Annotated in this window: 15 protein-coding genes; 9 read left to right on the forward strand and 6 right to left on the reverse strand. The window is 45.3% G+C overall.

What is annotated here, in order from left to right; all coding sequences use genetic code 11:
* The first annotated feature begins 432 nt into the window (after positions 1 to 432).
* Complete coding sequence (locus MSG36_RS16915; protein WP_004741234.1) at positions 433 to 729, forward strand: YciI family protein; 297 nt, start codon at positions 433 to 435, stop codon at positions 727 to 729.
* Position 730: 1 nt separating this feature from the next.
* Positions 731 to 1,126 (forward strand): GspS/AspS pilotin family protein, encoded by a 396-nt coding sequence (locus tag MSG36_RS16920; RefSeq protein WP_017062026.1) that lies wholly within the window; start codon positions 731 to 733, stop codon positions 1,124 to 1,126.
* 92 nt (positions 1,127 to 1,218) lie between these two features.
* On the opposite strand, the gene metE is transcribed toward MSG36_RS16920, so the two are convergent.
* Positions 1,219 to 3,564: a 5-methyltetrahydropteroyltriglutamate--homocysteine S-methyltransferase gene (gene metE / locus MSG36_RS16925; RefSeq protein ID WP_248368924.1), complete on the reverse strand. Its 2,346-nt coding sequence runs from the start codon at positions 3,562 to 3,564 to the stop codon at positions 1,219 to 1,221.
* A 545-nt stretch (positions 3,565 to 4,109) separates the two neighbouring features.
* On the opposite strand from metE, the gene MSG36_RS16930 reads away from it, so the two are divergent.
* On the forward strand, positions 4,110 to 5,021 hold the full coding sequence (locus MSG36_RS16930) for a LysR substrate-binding domain-containing protein (RefSeq protein WP_048607258.1): 912 nt from the start codon (positions 4,110 to 4,112) through the stop codon (positions 5,019 to 5,021).
* Positions 5,022 to 5,160: 139 nt separating this feature from the next.
* Here the strand turns inward: MSG36_RS16930 and MSG36_RS16935 are convergent, their stop codons facing one another.
* Both MSG36_RS16935 and MSG36_RS16940 read right to left on the reverse strand, forming a co-directional pair.
* Positions 5,161 to 5,361 (reverse strand): DUF4250 domain-containing protein, encoded by a 201-nt coding sequence (locus MSG36_RS16935; RefSeq protein WP_004736508.1) that lies wholly within the window; start codon positions 5,359 to 5,361, stop codon positions 5,161 to 5,163.
* A gap of 132 nt (positions 5,362 to 5,493) precedes the next feature.
* Positions 5,494 to 6,174 (reverse strand): hypothetical protein, encoded by a 681-nt coding sequence (locus tag MSG36_RS16940; RefSeq protein WP_017069996.1) that lies wholly within the window; start codon positions 6,172 to 6,174, stop codon positions 5,494 to 5,496.
* 237 nt (positions 6,175 to 6,411) lie between these two features.
* On the opposite strand from MSG36_RS16940, the gene MSG36_RS16945 reads away from it, so the two are divergent.
* Entirely contained in the window at positions 6,412 to 8,814 is a 2,403-nt protein-coding gene (locus MSG36_RS16945; RefSeq protein WP_082153921.1) for a YgiQ family radical SAM protein, read from the forward strand.
* 102 nt (positions 8,815 to 8,916) lie between these two features.
* On the opposite strand, the gene MSG36_RS16950 is transcribed toward MSG36_RS16945, so the two are convergent.
* The 3 genes from MSG36_RS16950 to MSG36_RS16960 are packed head-to-tail and all read right to left on the reverse strand — an operon-like array spanning position 8,917 to position 11,871.
* On the reverse strand, positions 8,917 to 9,381 hold the full coding sequence (locus tag MSG36_RS16950) for a GtrA family protein (RefSeq protein ID WP_050651484.1): 465 nt from the start codon (positions 9,379 to 9,381) through the stop codon (positions 8,917 to 8,919).
* Complete coding sequence (locus tag MSG36_RS16955; RefSeq protein ID WP_248368927.1) at positions 9,368 to 10,855, reverse strand: glycosyltransferase family 39 protein; 1,488 nt, start codon at positions 10,853 to 10,855, stop codon at positions 9,368 to 9,370. The genes MSG36_RS16950 and MSG36_RS16955 overlap by 14 nt, the downstream gene beginning before the upstream one ends.
* Positions 10,852 to 11,871: a glycosyltransferase family 2 protein gene (locus tag MSG36_RS16960; RefSeq protein WP_086969524.1), complete on the reverse strand. Its 1,020-nt coding sequence runs from the start codon at positions 11,869 to 11,871 to the stop codon at positions 10,852 to 10,854. Before MSG36_RS16960 ends, MSG36_RS16955 begins: the two co-directional genes overlap by 4 nt.
* Before the next feature lie 125 nt (positions 11,872 to 11,996).
* On the opposite strand from MSG36_RS16960, the gene MSG36_RS16965 reads away from it, so the two are divergent.
* From MSG36_RS16965 to MSG36_RS16985, 5 genes are all read left to right on the forward strand, one after another.
* Positions 11,997 to 12,674 carry a response regulator transcription factor gene (locus MSG36_RS16965; RefSeq protein ID WP_048612779.1) on the forward strand — a complete coding sequence of 226 codons (678 nt, stop codon included), beginning with the start codon at positions 11,997 to 11,999 and terminating at the stop codon, positions 12,672 to 12,674.
* On the forward strand, positions 12,671 to 13,969 hold the full coding sequence (locus tag MSG36_RS16970) for a HAMP domain-containing sensor histidine kinase (RefSeq protein ID WP_248368929.1): 1,299 nt from the start codon (positions 12,671 to 12,673) through the stop codon (positions 13,967 to 13,969). The genes MSG36_RS16965 and MSG36_RS16970 overlap by 4 nt, the downstream gene beginning before the upstream one ends.
* A 92-nt stretch (positions 13,970 to 14,061) precedes the next feature.
* Positions 14,062 to 14,991, forward strand: coding sequence for a pyridoxal-phosphate dependent enzyme (locus tag MSG36_RS16975; RefSeq protein WP_086969520.1), 930 nt, complete (start codon positions 14,062 to 14,064; stop codon positions 14,989 to 14,991).
* A gap of 216 nt (positions 14,992 to 15,207) precedes the next feature.
* Positions 15,208 to 15,945 carry a dienelactone hydrolase family protein gene (locus MSG36_RS16980; protein ID WP_050651490.1) on the forward strand — a complete coding sequence of 246 codons (738 nt, stop codon included), beginning with the start codon at positions 15,208 to 15,210 and terminating at the stop codon, positions 15,943 to 15,945.
* 176 nt (positions 15,946 to 16,121) lie between these two features.
* Positions 16,122 to 17,027: a MalM family protein gene (locus MSG36_RS16985; protein ID WP_061038885.1), complete on the forward strand. Its 906-nt coding sequence runs from the start codon at positions 16,122 to 16,124 to the stop codon at positions 17,025 to 17,027.
* Positions 17,028 to 17,050 lie beyond the last annotated feature (23 nt).

The raw sequence follows: 17,050 nt of genomic DNA on the forward strand, positions 1-17,050 counted from the left end.
GTCTTTAGTTTTTATAAATGAAATTACTAGGGCGTGTTGATCTTTCGAGCTGATTTTTGCAGCGAGTTGCTGGGTATTTATACAAGGCAGAGGCGTCGATGTGTAGCTAGCCTACATGAGAAGCCGATAACGTAGTAGAAATGACCAGCAAACGCTGCCCGAAGGGTTCGGCTAAAAGCGTTTTACTCTTTGTTGAGGGAGATTTGCTTAGAATGACTAGGCGACTTCCCCCTCGCCGCGATTAAAACGCTTTTATCTCGAACAAAATTTAACCACGAAAGGTCAACACGCCCTAACGACCATACAACTCTCTCGCACCAATTCACAATTTCTTATCATTAGCCCTTCCAAAACCAATTAGTTCGCGTAAATTAGCAAGATAGCGAATTTAAACGCCCCAAATTTAGTGAAGTAAAATAAGGATATCTCAATATGTGGTACGTGATTTTTTCTCAAGACGTCGAAAATTCATTAGAAAAACGCCTAAGTGTTCGCCCACAACATCTAGAACGCCTACAAACACTTCACGATGAAGGCCGACTGTTAACAGCAGGCCCAATGCCAGCTATTGATTCAGACAACCCTGGCGAAGCGGGATTCACAGGTTCAACTGTAATTGCCGAATTTAACTCTTTGGAAGACGCTCAAGCATGGGCAGACGCTGACCCGTACATTGATGCTGGCGTTTACCAAAATGTGATTGTAAAACCATTCAAGAAAGTATTTTAACGTGAAAAAATGGATTATTGGCTCACTGGCTTTAGCTCTGCTTGCAGGCTGTGCTTCAAGTGAGCAAGACGAACAAAGACAGCTAGAGATGATGGCGCAGCACCGAGCTGGCGTTTTATCTGCAGGCCTGCCGATTGAATATGGTCCACTGTCGGTCATGCGCGTGCTAGCAAAAAACACGGTTATCGAAATCATGATGATCTACAACCAAGATGCAAAAGGTGCTAAGCCTTTAAACCAAGTTGTAGACATGAGTGTGAATAGCTACTGCACCAACTCTGAAGTGAGAGCAAACCTCGATATGGGCTTGGCTTACAACATCAAGATTCGCAACACTCGCGGACAACTGATGGTTGAGAAGTTGATCAGCAAAGAGACGTGTCAGAGCAGCAGCTAGTTTCTAGCTCGAGATTCGAACAAGTATAAAACCAGAAGGCCTCGCATTTGCGAGGCCTTTGTTTTATGAAGCAATCAAAATCCTAGACTGAATTATGCCTCGGCTGATCCCCACTCTTTACGCAGTGCCTTAGTTGCCGAAACTAAGTTAGTCAGCGCCGCTTCCGTCTCTGCCCAATTACGCGTCTTCAGCCCACAATCAGGGTTTGCCCACAAACGTTCTGCTGGAATTTTCTCTGCCGCTTTCTTAAGTAAATCAACAATCCACTCTTCTGAAGGAATATTTGGTGAGTGAATATCGTAAACACCAGGTCCAATCGCATTCGGGTAGTTAAACTCTTCAAATGCTTTCAGCAGTTCCATGTTCGAGCGAGAAGTCTCAATGGTAATCACATCGGCATCTAGCGCGGCTACTGAATCAATGATCTCATTGAACTCGCTGTAACACATATGGGTATGGATCTGAGTTTCAGGTTTCGCACTCGCCGCTGAAATCTTAAAGGCATCGACCGCCCACTCTAGGTATTCTGCGTGGTCACGCTTTTTCAGTGGCAAACCTTCACGAATGGCAGGTTCATCGATTTGAATAATGTTGATGCCAGCGTCTTGCAAATCAGACACTTCATCACGTAGAGCAAACGCCAGCTGATTAGTGATCTCTTTACGTGAGATGTCTTCACGTGGGAATGTCCAACATAAGATAGTGACAGGGCCTGTCAGCATTCCTTTCATCTGTTTCGAGGTCAGAGATTGGGCATAGGTCGACCATTCCACCGTCATTGGTTTTTCTCGTTCAATATCCGCGACCACAATCGCCGGTTTCACGCAGCGTGAGCCATAGCTTTGTACCCAACCAAACTTAGTGGTTTGAAAGCCTGCTAGGTTTTCTGCAAAGTACTCCACCATATCGTTACGCTCGGCTTCACCATGAACGAGTACATCCAAATCTAAAGCTTCTTGGCGCCTAACAGCATCCGCAATATGGCCCTTCAATGCGGTTGTGTATTCCGCTTCACTCATTTTACCAGTGCGGTAAGCGCTACGTTGAACACGGATCTCGCCTGTCTGTGGGAACGAACCAATGGTTGTAGTTGGCAGTAACGGTAAACCCAACACCTCCGACTGATGCGCGGCACGTTCTGCGTATGGAGCAGTGCGCTCTGCTAGCGCTTTGGTAATCGTGCTAAGACGAGCTTGAACTTGCGGCTTGTTCACATGAGTCGCGCTCTTGCGAGCAACAATCGGTTGGCTGTAAGTCTCACACGCTAAAATGGCATTTTGGTCGCCGTCTAACGCCGCACCCAATAAGCTCACCTCTGTCACTTTCTGTTTTGCAAAGGCAAACCAACTCTTCACTTCTTCACTAAGCGTCTCTTCTAACTCAAGGTCAACCGGGCTATGTAGCAGTGAACATGAACTTGCGACCCAAAGTTTATCGCCTAGCTTGTCTTTCACAGGTTGCAGCAACTCAAGCTGCGCGGCTAAGTCAGCTCGCCAAACATTGCGTCCATTGATTGCACCCGCAGAAAGCACCCAATCTTCAGGTAGCTTATTCACCACTTCATCGAGTTGCTTCGGTGCGGCAACCAAGTCGATGTGCAAGCCGTTGACGGGCAGTTCTACAATTTTGTCTAACGTATCAGTCACAGAATCAAAGTACGTAGTAAGGAGTAGCTTCACATCGCCTTGAATCACTTGATAAGCCAATTTGAATGAATCAGCCCACTTAGTTTCAAGCTCCAGAGAAAGGATAGGTTCATCGATTTGAACCCACTCAACACCCAACTTGGCCAGTTTTGCCAGAATCGCTTGGTACGCTGTAAGCAAACGTGGAAGCAAGCTTAGGCGGTCAAAGCCCTCTTCCACTTCTTTGCCGAGATATAAGTAAGACAGTGGGCCGAGAAGAACTGGCTTCACTTTATGCCCCGCTTTAATCGCTTCACTCACTTCATCGAACAGTTGTGGCCAGCTCACCTCAAACGAATCGTCTTTGCTGAACTCAGGAACAATGTAGTGATAGTTAGTGTTGAACCACTTAGTCATATCTGATGCTGCTGCACCATCTTTAGCGCTTTCAGAGCCGTGTTTACCGCCACAACAAGTGGATTGTGTTTGAGATTGACCGCGACCAACGCGGAACAAGGTATCTAAGTCTGGGAAGGCTTTTTCGTCTTCACTACCACCAGCGTGTCGCTTAGGTACATGACCTAGAAGTAACGTCGTTGTTAGAACATGGTCGTACCATGCGAAGTCACCCGCAGTTGCAAAGCTTAGATTCGCCTCAGCTTGTACATTCCAGTTACGATTTCTTAATTCGCTGCCGAGCTGCTTGAGCTCAGATTGACCAATCTCACCGCGCCAGTACTTCTCTAGTGTGAATTTAAGTTCGCGTTTTTCGCCGATACGTGGGTAGCCAAGAATATGCGTTGTTGTCGTCATGAACCAGTTCCTTATTCAATAGTTATAGGGCGTGTTGACCTTTCGCGGTTAAATTTTGTTCGAGATAAAAGCGTTTTAATCGCGGCGAGGGGAAGTAGCCTAGTCATTCTAAGCAAATCTCCCTCAACAAAGAGTAAAACGCTTTTAGCCGAACCCTTCGGGCAGCGTTTGCTGGTTATTTCTACTGCGTTATCGGCTTCTCATGTAGGCTAACTACACATCAAAGCCTCTGCCTTGTAGGAACACCCAGCAACTCGCTGCAAAAATCAGCTCGAAAGATCAACACGCCCTCGTTTCTGTTCAGACTGCCTGTCATGGTTTTTACTTCCACAAAAAGGCGTCTGGATGGCTAAACTATCCACCTAATCTGAACGATGAACAACGTCCAAATATTCATCTTGTTTATTAAAAATATTCATCTTGAACGGACCTAAGATGAAAAAACCAAATCCATCTGGACATCTAGACGTTTACAAATGATAAAAAACCCCGTAGGGTGATTATTAAGAAATATTGAATTGGCTTAGGGAATATGAGGAATACTCATGATAGAGCTTAAACACCTTCGAACATTGACTACCTTAAGAGACAGCGGCTCACTGACAGCGACTGCAACCTCTCTTCACCTGACTCAGTCGGCACTGTCTCACCAGTTGAAAGACCTAGAGGCACGTATTGGTGGTCAGCTTTTCCTGCGTAAAACTAGGCCAGTGAAGTTCACCTCTGAGGGTGAGATCTTGCTTAAGCTCGCAGATGAGATACAGCCAAGAATCGCTAAAGCAGAGAATGAGTTAGCGAGCCTGAAAGAGGATGTGAATGGTCGATTGCACATGGCGATTGAGTGTCACTCATGCTTCCAATGGCTAATGCCCGCTTTGAAGGAATATCAAGTTGCATGGCCAAGCGTGACCCTAGATTTCTCGTCAGGTTTTGGTTTTGAGCCGCTGCCGGCATTAATGGCTGGTGAACTCGACTTGGTGATCACATCAGATATACAGCCTCGTTCTGAAGTTCATTACGAGCCGCTTTTCGATTTTGAGATGCGCCTTATCACCGCGATCAACTCGCCTTTGGCCGATAAAGCGAGCATTGAACCGCAAGATCTTAGCGATCTCACTATGCTCTCCTATCCTGTTCAAAAACAGCGTTTAGACGTCGTGAAACACTTTTTGCAACCTGCAGGCGTAGAACCTAAGAAGTGGAAACAAGCAGACAACACCTTGATGTTGGTGCAAATGGTATCGGCGGGTTTAGGTGTGGCGGCATTGCCAAACTGGGCGATCAGTGAGTTCTCAAGACAAGGTTTGATAGCCAGCAAACCGTTAGGTAAAGGGCTTTCAAGAAGACTGTTTGCCGCAGTAAGAAACTCAGAAAAAGACAAACGTTACCTACAGGCTTTCTTTAGCACAGCAAGACAGCAAAGTAAGAGTCACTTAGATGGTATTGAGGTCGTTTAAGAGGTTCATTATTGGGTTAGCTTAAGCCTGTGTTACATCGGAAAGGCAAACGCCAGAAACAAAAAAAGTCACAGATAATCTGTGACTTTTTAGTTTCAGTACCGATGATTTTCGATATCTGTTGATTCGCGAAAATAGACTATCTTGGATAAGACTTAAACTGGTTAGTCAATGGGTCGTATTGATAGCCAAGCATATCGAGCTTACCCACGACACTTTCTATATCCATTTCATACATACTGATCAGCTCTTCAAAGCTATCGCACTCTAGGCGAAGTTTTTCATTCACGATTCCCAGCAAGATAATGCTATCGAAACCTTTGACGTTGCTTAAATCCATCTCGTACTCCTTACGAACACACCGACTAGAATTAAGTTTAGAACGCTTACCAACGCCATGCTAAAAAACTGATCACACTTCTTAAAGAGAATGCGTGATTAATGAGCGAACGTATTTAATGAAAGTGCGCGATTAAAGTGCCCACACTGGCGTTAAACCCACAGCCGCTGCCAATAACATCAGCAACGAAATCGTCAATTGAAGTTTTTCCGGGGTTTTAACGAACAGTAAATGCCAACACCACACCACGATAGCGGAGATTAACAAAGCAAAGCTGAACAGTAGCGTTGAAATCACAGGCTCTAATTGAGCTTCAGAAAGAGAATAAACACTCACGACTGTCGCCAAAACCACTAACATCCCCGTCAGCACACCAACAACGGGCAGAACTCGGTGAAATGCCTGTAAGCGTGTTCTTGCAATCGTCAGCAATAAATGGCCAAACGCTGAGCCTAACAGTGCCACTAGCAATACAGTAGTAATGATACCGACAGTGGTTGCTTGTTCCGTCGCTTGAATAGCAACGTAAGACAATGCCAAACCACAAGCTAAGTACATCACCCAAATAGGGCCGGAATCACGTGTCTTCTTGGTTTGAACTTGAGAATAGAAATAAAATATCGCAAACACGACCAGAAAGGCTTCAATTTTTACTGAGGCAACGGCAAGCCACAGCACGCCAATCGCAGGTAACATCTTGTGGATACGACCACGTTGCCCTGGACAAATATCCCCTTTCACCAAGATAAGGGTTAAGATCAGTTGGGCTCCTAAAAGCATCGGAGCAAATTGTACTAATAACGTTTCGACCATTGTGGATCTACTTCTTCAGACTTATTTTCGCGAATAATATCAAAAACTGCTGCGAACACTAATCAAAATCACAAATTAGCGACGTTATTCAAGGCTTCAACTATGCTGTTGTATGGCTCTGTTGTCGCCATTTACCGTGAAAAGACGAAAGACATCAGAACTAACAGGGGCATGTTCTACTGGCTAGTCTAGGCTCATGCCGCTATAATTCCCGCCTCAAAAATCAGAGGTTGAAATATGTACAGCGATATCACTCCTATTCACGAACACAAAAAATACTGGGCCGAGTGCTACGGAACTGCACCCTTTTTGCCTACCAGTAGAAAGGAGATGGATGCTCTTGGATGGGATAGCTGTGACATTATTATTGTAACTGGTGACGCGTATGTCGATCACCCGAGCTTTGGTATGGCTATCATCGGCCGTCTGCTTGAAGCTCAAGGTTTCCGCGTGGGCATTATTGCTCAACCAAAGTGGGACAATAAAGATGCCTTCATGAAGCTAGGTAAACCTAACCTATTCTTCGGCATCACAGCGGGTAACATGGACTCCATGATCAACCGCTACACCTCTGATCGCAAATTACGTCACGATGATGCTTACACACCAAACAATGAAGGTGGCAAGCGTCCTGACCGTGCAACTCTGGTTTATTCTCAACGTTGTCGTGAAGCTTACAAAGGCACGCCAATCGTACTTGGTGGTATTGAAGCAAGCTTGCGTCGTGTGGCTCATTACGACTACTGGTCAGATAAAGTTCGTCGCTCAGTACTGTTTGACGCAAAAGCAGACATTCTTCTTTTTGGTAACGCTGAGCGCGCACTGGTTGAAGTGGCACACCGCATCGCCGACGGCGAAGACATGTCTACGCTGACCAATATCCGCGGTACTGCTATCAATCTTCCTGCAGCCCCTGAAGGCTTCAAGATCATTGACTCTTCTCGTATCGAAAAGCCGAACAAAGCGTACGTTCCGGTGAACCCGTACGAAGTTGAAACCCAGTGTGATACCAAGAAAGACGAAAAAGAAGAAGTAAAAGCGCAACCTATTACTATTCGCCCTTCTCGTCACGATGCAAAAACGACAGCGGTTCGTATCCCAGGTTACGAAAAGCTAAACAATGACCGTATTCTTTACGCTCACGCTAGCCGTATTCTGCACCTTGAGACAAACCCGTACTCAGGTCGTGCTCTGATTCAACGTCACGGTGATCGCGAGCTTTGGGTTAACCAAGCGCCAATTCCATTGACCACAGAAGAGATGGACTACGTGTTTGGCCTTGCTTATAAGCGTGTTCCGCACCCTATGTACGGCAAAGCGAAAATCCCTGCATACGACATGATCAAAACCTCAGTTAACATCATGCGTGGTTGTTTTGGTGGTTGTTCTTTCTGTTCAATCACAGAGCACGAAGGTCGTATCATTCAGAACCGTTCGAAAGAATCTATCTTGGATGAAATCGAAGACATTAAAGATAAAGTACCGGGCTTCACAGGTACTATTTCAGATTTGGGCGGCCCAACGGCGAACATGTACCGTTTAGGTTGTTCCGATCCAAAAGCTGAAATTAACTGTCGTCGTCCATCATGTGTGTTCCCGAAAATCTGTGAAAAGCTAAACACAGACCATCAACACACCATCGACCTGTACCGCTCTGCGAGAAAAGTACCGGGCGTTAAGAAGATCATGATCGCTTCTGGTGTCCGTTACGACTTAGCGATTGAATCTCCAGAATACGTTCGTGAGCTTGTAACTCACCACGTTGGTGGTTACTTGAAGATTGCTCCAGAGCATACGGAAAAAGGCCCACTGGATCTGATGATGAAGCCGGGCATGGGCACTTACGATCGTTTCAAAGAGATGTTCGAAAAGTACAGCGCTGAAGCCGGTAAGAAACAGTATCTAATTCCTTACTTCATCTCTGCTCACCCGGGCACAGAAGATGAAGACATGCTTAACCTTGCAATGTGGCTGAAAAAGCACAACTACGAGTGTGACCAAGTACAGAACTTCTACCCATCACCAATGTGTAACGCAACGTCGATGTACTACTCAGAGACAAACCCTCTGAAACGCGTGAAATATAAGAAGCGTGAAGATGTTCCTGTACCGAAAGGTGATCGTCAACGTCGTCTGCATAAAGCCCTGCTTCGTTACCACGATCCTGAAAACTGGAAAATCATCCGTGAAGCACTAATCAGCATGGGTAAACAGCACCTAATTGGTGACAAAGCAAACTGCCTAGTACCAGCAGAAGATTTTGATGCGCAAACGCCGGCACAACGTCGTAAGTCTGGTCGTCACGGTTCACAACGTTTTGCAACGAAGCACAGCAAATCTCAACCGGGTTTAGGCGGCGAGAAACCACGTAACCATTCCAAATCCGGTAGCAATAAGCCTGGTGGTAAAAAACCGAATGGTAACGGCAACGGTAGCCAAGGCAATGCTAACCAAGGTAGCGGAAAGCAAAACGGTGGCGGTAATGGCAACGCTCGTAAACCAGCAACTGGCTTCATTAAAAAAGGCCCTGGTGGTCAATCACAAGGCAATGGTGGCGGAAACCGCAACAAAGCCGGTAATGGTCAAGGTGGCAAACCTGCAAGTAACGGCAAGAACCGCCAGCGCGCAGCACAACGCTAATATCGCAAGCCAATTTATTCTGCTATCGTAAAAACACAAAGCGCAGCTATTTAGCTGCGCTTTTTTGTTTTTGCCAACTCATCAAAAATCTCACTGAGTTGTCTAACGAGTAAATACCCAATACTGACTAAACAAATAGTTGGTGACCATACCCACTAAGATACCAACCGCCATTGCGATAAACACGGCCCCAGTAAATGCAGGCAACAGTTCCGTCATCAACTTAAAGCACAACAAATTAGGAATCGCCGATATCGATGCGGAAAACATGAATTTCTGCCACTGGATCAACTTTTCGGACCAACTCCCCTGACCTTTGAATCCAAAAGTCAGCACGCGATTACCAAACCACGTTGTTGTTGCGGCTGCAATGAAAGATCCTATCCGTGCACTCATCAAAGGCAGCCCAACGGCATAATGCAGTAACGCAAAAACTAAGCAATCAACAACAAACCCACCAACCCCAACCACAGCAAATCGAACCACCTTGTGGTGGGACTGTAACCTCTGACTGTGTGCCTGAAGCTTATTATTGAACATTTGCAGCCCTAAGTTAATGCTGAACATCACTTTCACTTCGAATGTGGCTCAACGACAAATTTGGTTTGATGTTTTGGCTATGACAACTGAATAAAGCACGCTTTATTTTCACCGTCGGCTCTAAAATACAGGTTAACGCGTTGTCTTTAATCTTGGTTTCCACTTCCGCTCTTTTACCAATCAGATAGAACTTATCACTGCCATCTAGCTGCTCGATATCGAGAAGTTTTTTCGCTTGACCATGACTGTAAAATTGCCCAGAGAATGGTCGTTTACCTACATAAAAGCTCGGCGCTTCATCCGTAATCTGTTCAAAGATAATACGGTCACTTTTCTCGTTCGCTTTACCTAAATTCAAGTAGACCATCGCAATCATTAACAGCACAGGGAGCACCAAAGCCACACTCGAAAACCACTTCTTATCTTTTTCAATTATGAGTATAGCAACCAACAAGCCAAGGGCCGGAATACCCGGCAACACATACGCAGGAAGAATATTACCTGCCATGGTAAAAAGAATTAAAGGAGAGACCAACCAACACACAAGGAATGAAAACAACCCACTATGTTCAGCGTTAACTTCTGCGATTTTCTTACGACGGGCGAAAGTCAAAATAGGCAACACAATCGACCACGGCGCAGCTGCTTGAATCCAGAAAACCCAGATCATTCCTCTTGTTTCATCATGGGCCGAACCATAAAGATCCCCTTCCCAACCACTCACAACAAAACGCTTAAAGTGCTCGCCAACAATAAAGTAATCGATAAAGCCCGGTGTTGCCATTTCAGCCATGATGTACCAAGGCAAAGCAATCGCCAGCATCACACCTAAGCCAGACAACAATGGAAAGCGTTGCCATAGCACTTTGAAAGCGCCAAACAAGCCATGTTGCAATACTAACCAAGGGAAAACAGCGATACCCATGATCACAATCGCTACCGGTCCTTTTGCAAGTAAGCCTAGTGCTAAACCAATGAAACCGACATAGCCCCAAGACCGATGAGTCTTCGCACTACCTTCTCCCTTTGAACCCTCTCCTCCTAACCAACATAGATAAAAACCTAACATGGCAATGGTCATCGCTAACGTTAACGCCATGTCGGTCATCACAGCACCCGCCGCAATAGAGAAAATCCCACATGTCGCCAATACCACAGCCGCCACCAAGGCACTTTGTCCGGTACGCTTGGCCATGTATGCAACCAACAGAATCGTCGCAGAACCTGCTAGCCAGTGTGGCGCACGCACAGCAAACTCACTCAAACCAAACAGCTCAATCCCCGCTGCACTCATCCATGTGAACAACGGTGGTTTACCCCAGAAAGGGATGCCGTAATCAAATTGAGGGGTTAACCAATTACCTGTTTCTACCATCAAGCGAGCCATTTCACCGTAGCGCGCTTCCGTGGTATCCATTAAAGGGTATGTCGCCAGAGATAAGAGCCTTAGAACCAATGCAAAAGCCAACAAATACCATAGGTGCGTTCGGTTCAGGCTCATGCTGACTCCTCTAATTTAAAATGTGTTTTTAATGCTGGGGTATCGACCACCGATTGGATCAGATACAAAGGGCGGTTCTTGGTTTCGATGAAAATACGACCTATGTATTCCCCCATTAAACCAATACTCAGAAGTTGAATACCGCCAAGGGCAAGTTGGACCACCATCATGGATGGGTAGCCAGTAATAGGCTCACCAAACATCATTGTTTTGAACACGATGAAGACGCCATACACGAAAGCGGTAAGTGCCACTAAGCCTCCGACGGCCGTCGCAATACGCAGTGGGCGGATAGAGAACGATGTGATGCCATCCATCGCCAATCCAATTAACTTGAGGTAGTTCCACTTGGTCTCGCCACAGAAGCGAGCATCGCGCTTAAATTGGAGCGTCGCTTGTCGGAAACCTGGCCATGAAAAGATGCCTTTCATGTAACGGTTACGTTCAGGCAGTTGGTTGATATGGTCGACAACCTCTCGGCTTAACAGTCGAAAATCACCCACATTTTCTGGAACATCAATCTTCGCCGCCACGTTCATGACTTTGTAAAAGCTTGCTGCTGAAAACTTCTTAAACCACGTTTCACCATCACGTTGGCTACGCTGCATATTGACGACGTCATAACCTTCGCGCCATTTGGCAATCATTTGCGGAATCAGCTCGGGTGGATCTTGTAGATCGGCGTCAAGTAAGATTACGGCTTGTCCTCGGCAGTGTTCGAGGCCTGCACTCATCGCGGACTCTTTACCAAAGTTGCGGCTTAAACCGATCACAGAAATTGAGCTATTGATTGAAGTAAATGAACTCACCAAATCCAAGCTGTTGTCTTTGCTGCCATCATCGACATAAACGATTTCACTGGTGATGGGTAAGCTATCCAGCACCTTGGTTAAGCGAGAATGAAACTCTTCTAACACCTCTTGTTCATCGTAAAACGGCACAATGATCGATAGTGAAACGGCGGGATTGATCCGTGATGTGGAGACTTTAGGTCGGCTAATATGAAGTTCAGACATAATACGTTCTTCTATTTTTTAATCTGAATCCAATCTACCCCCTCATAAGTGAAAGTTATGTTATTGACATATTTTTCACGCTCACTCAGGATAATGTTACCGTCTATTTCTGTATGAGAATCAAAATGAAACGAGTTCTATTAGTCGAAGATAACCGCGAAATTGCAGGCGTATTATTTGATTATTTTGAGTGCATTGGGATGGAGCTCGATTACGCGGACAACGGTGAGCTTGGCTTGCAACTCGCGATGGATAACTCTTTTGATATCATCATATTAGATCTGATGCTGCCGAGAATGGACGGCCTAACGGTTTGTAACAAGCTAAGAGACCAAGGCAATACAACTCCGATCCTGATGCTTACCGCGCTTGATAGCCGTGAAGACATGTTGAAAGGGTTTGAACACGGTGCCGATGATTACCTAACCAAGCCTTTCGACTTGGATATTTTAGAAGCGAGAATGAACGCACTGGTTCGTCGTTACCGCGGAAAAGTGGCGTCTTCTAAATTGCAGTTTGATGAACTCACCATTGACCAAAAAACGCGTAAAGCCTACCGTCAAGATAAGCTGCTCGCACTCAACCCAACCACTTACACCATCCTTGAGATGTTGTGCCAAAAAGCACCTGAAGTGGTAACTCGCGAAGATATCTCCTACAAACTCTGGGAAGAAGACGAACCCAACAATGATGTGTTACGTAGCCACATCTATCAATTACGTAACCAACTCGACAAGCCTTTTGACACTCAGATGTTGATTACCGTCCCTAAAGTTGGATTCCGTCTGGAGTCATCGAATTGATTTTAAATGTTCTCACGAGCACCAAAACCCTAACCGGCCGCTTAGCGGTTTTCTTTGGGTTAATGGCCGTGATTGTATCGGCCTTTGTCTATTTAGTATTTATTGCTGCACTCTACATGTCAGAAGATCGCGTCGGTGAAAGACGCATCCTGATTGACCGTAACTATGCGGTTGGTTTATTCCAAGCAGGCGAAAGCGGTGAGTTAAGAATTGATGACCTGACGATTGCTTACAACGATCTTTCATTGATACCTGCAGAATACCTCAAGTACATTAAAGGCAAAGGAAGCTTTGTTGGCGAAGTAGGTGAAGAGCCTAACTCTCGCATGGTGTATGTAGGTGAGTATTCTGATAAGGGTCAAACCCACCCAATCGTTCTGCTTTCCGAGATCGACCGCGTCGAGTTTGATATTTACGAACTGGTTTATGCGACCACCTTTGTACTAACGTTACTCTCTATTCTAATTTTTAGCTTTGGTGCTCTGCTCTATCGGTTATCTAAACGGTTAATTGAACCCTTTAACTCTATTTCCGAGCAACTGGAATCAAATAAGCTTAACCTCAATGAAGAGTTTAGTGTCAATGACGACGCCGCGGTTGAGTTTCGTCAGCTCACAGATCAACTCAATCAATACCGAAGAGAAATCAATTCTTTGCTCAAACGTGAACAAGCGTTTGCTCGTTACTCAAGTCACGAGTTAAGAACACCGTTAACGGTCGCTCGTGGTGCCAACAAACTGTTACTGAGAAGCGAAACAACCGAATTTCAATCTCGTCAGGTTGAACGTATTGATGAAGCCATTGTTCAAATGTCTGAAATGGTCGATGCACTGCTTGGTCTCGTTCGCTATGAAAGAAACAGTGACGATGCACCGCTACGTTTATTCAGCCAGCAAGAGCTAGAGACTATCGTTTCTAAAAATTCGTTGCAGGCTGACGAGAAGGAAGTCGCGATAACCTTACAAGTTCAATCAGAACCAACCATTCAATCCACCAGCGCGATCATGAATATGTTGGTCGGTAACTTGTTAAGAAACGCGATTGCAGCAACTAATAGCGGTACAGTAACTATTACCCTTTCTCAAGACAGTCTTATTATTGAAGACCAAGGCGAAGGCCTGCAGGAGCAATACAACCCGAATGGACACGGGCTAGGTTTGTTGATTGTCGATGACTTGTGTCAGCGTTTTCATTGGGACTTTGAATTGTTTAATCGCAGCTGTGGTGGATGCACAGCCAAGATCACCTTTCAAGCCGATTCATCCGCGTCAATATCGAACGAAAACTTGATTTAGTTGGTTTACAGCCGCCTCTGGCTACTAGATACTCGTCCGTCCTATTTGATTTAAAAATGCTGGCTCTTTAGTCAGCATTTTGTTTAAGTGCGATGAAACTAAATAATAGCCCTGTAACTCAGCATCAATTTAACGACCACACCTTTTTCTTAAAGCGTGACGATCAACTTCACTCACACTTTTGCGGTAACAAAGCCCGCAAGTTCATGAAGCTGCTGGAAGACGAGCACCCAGAGACCACAACCTTGATCAGCTATGGTTCTGCGCAGGCTAACTCTCTGTTCTCACTCGCGGCACTGGCAAAGATCAAAGGTTGGACGCTTGAGTTCTACGTCGATCATCTTCCCGAGTGGCTACTAGAACGCCCAATAGGTAATTATCGTGGTGCAGTAGACCTTGGCGCTAAGGTGATTTCAGTCAAAGAGACAGGCTCTGAGCTTCATCCTAAAGAGTATATTGAGCAAGTAAGACAACCTGACTCACACTGCATTGTGTTACCCGAGGGTGGCCGCTCTCAGCTTGCTGAGTATGGTGTTAAGCAATTGGCAATGGAAATACTGAGCTGGACTCGCTTCGAAAACCAACACGATTTTGTGGTCGCACTCCCCGCAGGGACAGGTAGCACAGCTCTCTATCTTCATAAGCATTTAAAGCTGCACAACATCCCGGTATTAACGTGTGCTTGTGTTGGTGGCAGCGACTATTTAACGCAGCAATTTAATGAGCTAGGTGAAACCGAACATCCACAGATCTTATCGCTCGAAACCAAACACCACTTTGGAAAATTGTATCAACAGGATTATCAAACTTGGTTGGATCTACAAGAGCAAACCGACATCGAGTTTGACCTGCTTTACGACCCATTGATGTGGCAATGCTTAGAACAATGGCAAGAAGATAACCCAACTAAAACCATTATCTACATTCACCAAGGCGGTATCTTAGGTAACGAATCGATGCTGCCACGCTATCAGCGAAAATATCCAGATATGTGCCGTAGCACGACTAACGCTTCCTGGTAATTGCCCCGTCACACCGAGCTCTGGATATTCGAATTTCCGTAATCTGAGAACACCGTCATACAGCCATCACACTTGATCGTGATGGCTGTTTTAGCGTTTCACTTTCATATTTTACCTCTACTCTTACACTTCAAATTAAAGACAAAAATCTGGCGAGAATCATCGCGTTATCTATACTGTCGATTGGAACGTCATTGTCTTCTGAAGGAATAACGCATGCGAAAACTCACTACACTCGGCCTGTTTTCAATCTTACTGCCCTTTTCAGCTATTTCTGGAGAAAACGTCACTTACCAAGTCGACGGGATGGACTACGAAGGTTATTGGAGTGAAGCCAGTGACCAAGCGCCTTTGGTACTGCTAATTCACGATTGGGATGGCTTAACCGATTACGAAAAGAAGCGTTCTGAGATGCTCAACGAACTCGGTTACAACGTGTTCGCTATCGACCTGTTTGGTAAAGGCATTCGCCCAACCGAAGTGAAAGACAAAAAACAACACACAGGCGAACTGTACAAAGACAGAGAGAAAATGCGTGCGCTACTCAACGCAGGAGCCATGGAAGCGAAAAGACTTGGCGGTAACTTAGATAACAACGTAATGATGGGATACTGCTTTGGCGGCGCTGCCGTTTTAGAAGCTGCTCGTGCGGGAATTCCTTCGAAGGCTTACGTAACCTTCCATGGCGGTTTATCAACACCAAAAGGCCAAGACTACTCGCAGACTAAAGCTCCCGTAGTCGTGTTCCACGGTACGGCTGATGCCATGATTTCAATGCACGACTTTGGAAGCCTCGCCGCTCAACTTGAATCAACCAAAGTTCCGCATGAGATGATCACTTATAGTGGTGCGCCACACGCCTTCACAGTATTCGGATCGAATAACTATCAACATGAAGCTGACCAAAAATCATGGCAACGCTTTACTCAGTTGTTAAGTTCGGTATCTCGTTAACTTTCAATCTAGGTAACAGCCCAACGGCAGCCTGTTACCTAATTCGTACTAATTATTAGCGAGTATTTCTTTAAATTTGGTGTTCGTCACTCAAAAAGAAAGCGCTTTCTTGTAGTGTATCTCTATTATCAATCAGGCACTCTGAATCAGATATGCTTTTTTAACTGTGAGAAATTATGAAATATTTAGCAATTCTACCAGCGGTATTCGCACTAAGCGCCTGTTCAACAGTGACAGAGTCACCGGTTAGCTACCACAAAACTTCTCCGGGGCTAGAGTCACTACAGAACAACGAAAACTGCTGTGAAAACCTGAGTACAATTCAATATCAAAGCGTTACGAACCCAGAAGAAACATCTGTTTCGATCACCACAGCAAGCCCTAAGATCGAGTTCAAATCGGGCCGATCCTTTGCTGGAGGGCTAAAGCTTCCTGCAACACTAGATGCTATTCGTTTTTCAGTGACTTCAAATGCTAGTTATTCAGCATTCGTTCCGTCACTTTTAGTCTTAGACAAAAATTACCAGCCGCTAGATGTCATTGGCAATGAAAGTATTAAGTACCAACCACTTAGCCTGCTTGATGGTGCACAATATGGTGCGCAAATCGAACTGCAAGAACGTTACTTAAACGGCGAGGCTCCTGCTTACTTGGTCGTATTCACAACCAGCGAAGCACTCGCGGAAACAACTCCTGTCGAAAAACCAAGTGATATGGCGATACGTTCTGGTGATATCCAGGCAAACATCGCTCATAACACGGACTACGCCATCCCTCATTCTGCAATCGGGAAAGTCTCCTTTGATTTTAAATTCACAGCGGTAACCACCGTTGTTGAAGAACAAAACCGTCAAAAGCGAGTTCAACAAATTATTCCAGAATCAACCGTAGCCCAATCAGATTTATTAACGGAAAATACACTGAATAAGAAAGAGGTTTATCAAACTCTTATAGAAAACTCGGTTTCATCTGGAGATTTTAGTGCAGCACTGACTTACGTTGAAGAATCTGAGCGATTAGGAATCGAAGGGATGCGAAACTCCTTTGTTGACGCGATGAAGCAATATCAAAAAGCACAATAACTCAACCTCAAAGTAGTCGTTTA

This window comes from Vibrio sp. 1CM8B, from assembly GCF_023161685.1.
Lineage (GTDB): Bacteria > Pseudomonadota > Gammaproteobacteria > Enterobacterales > Vibrionaceae > Vibrio > Vibrio coralliirubri.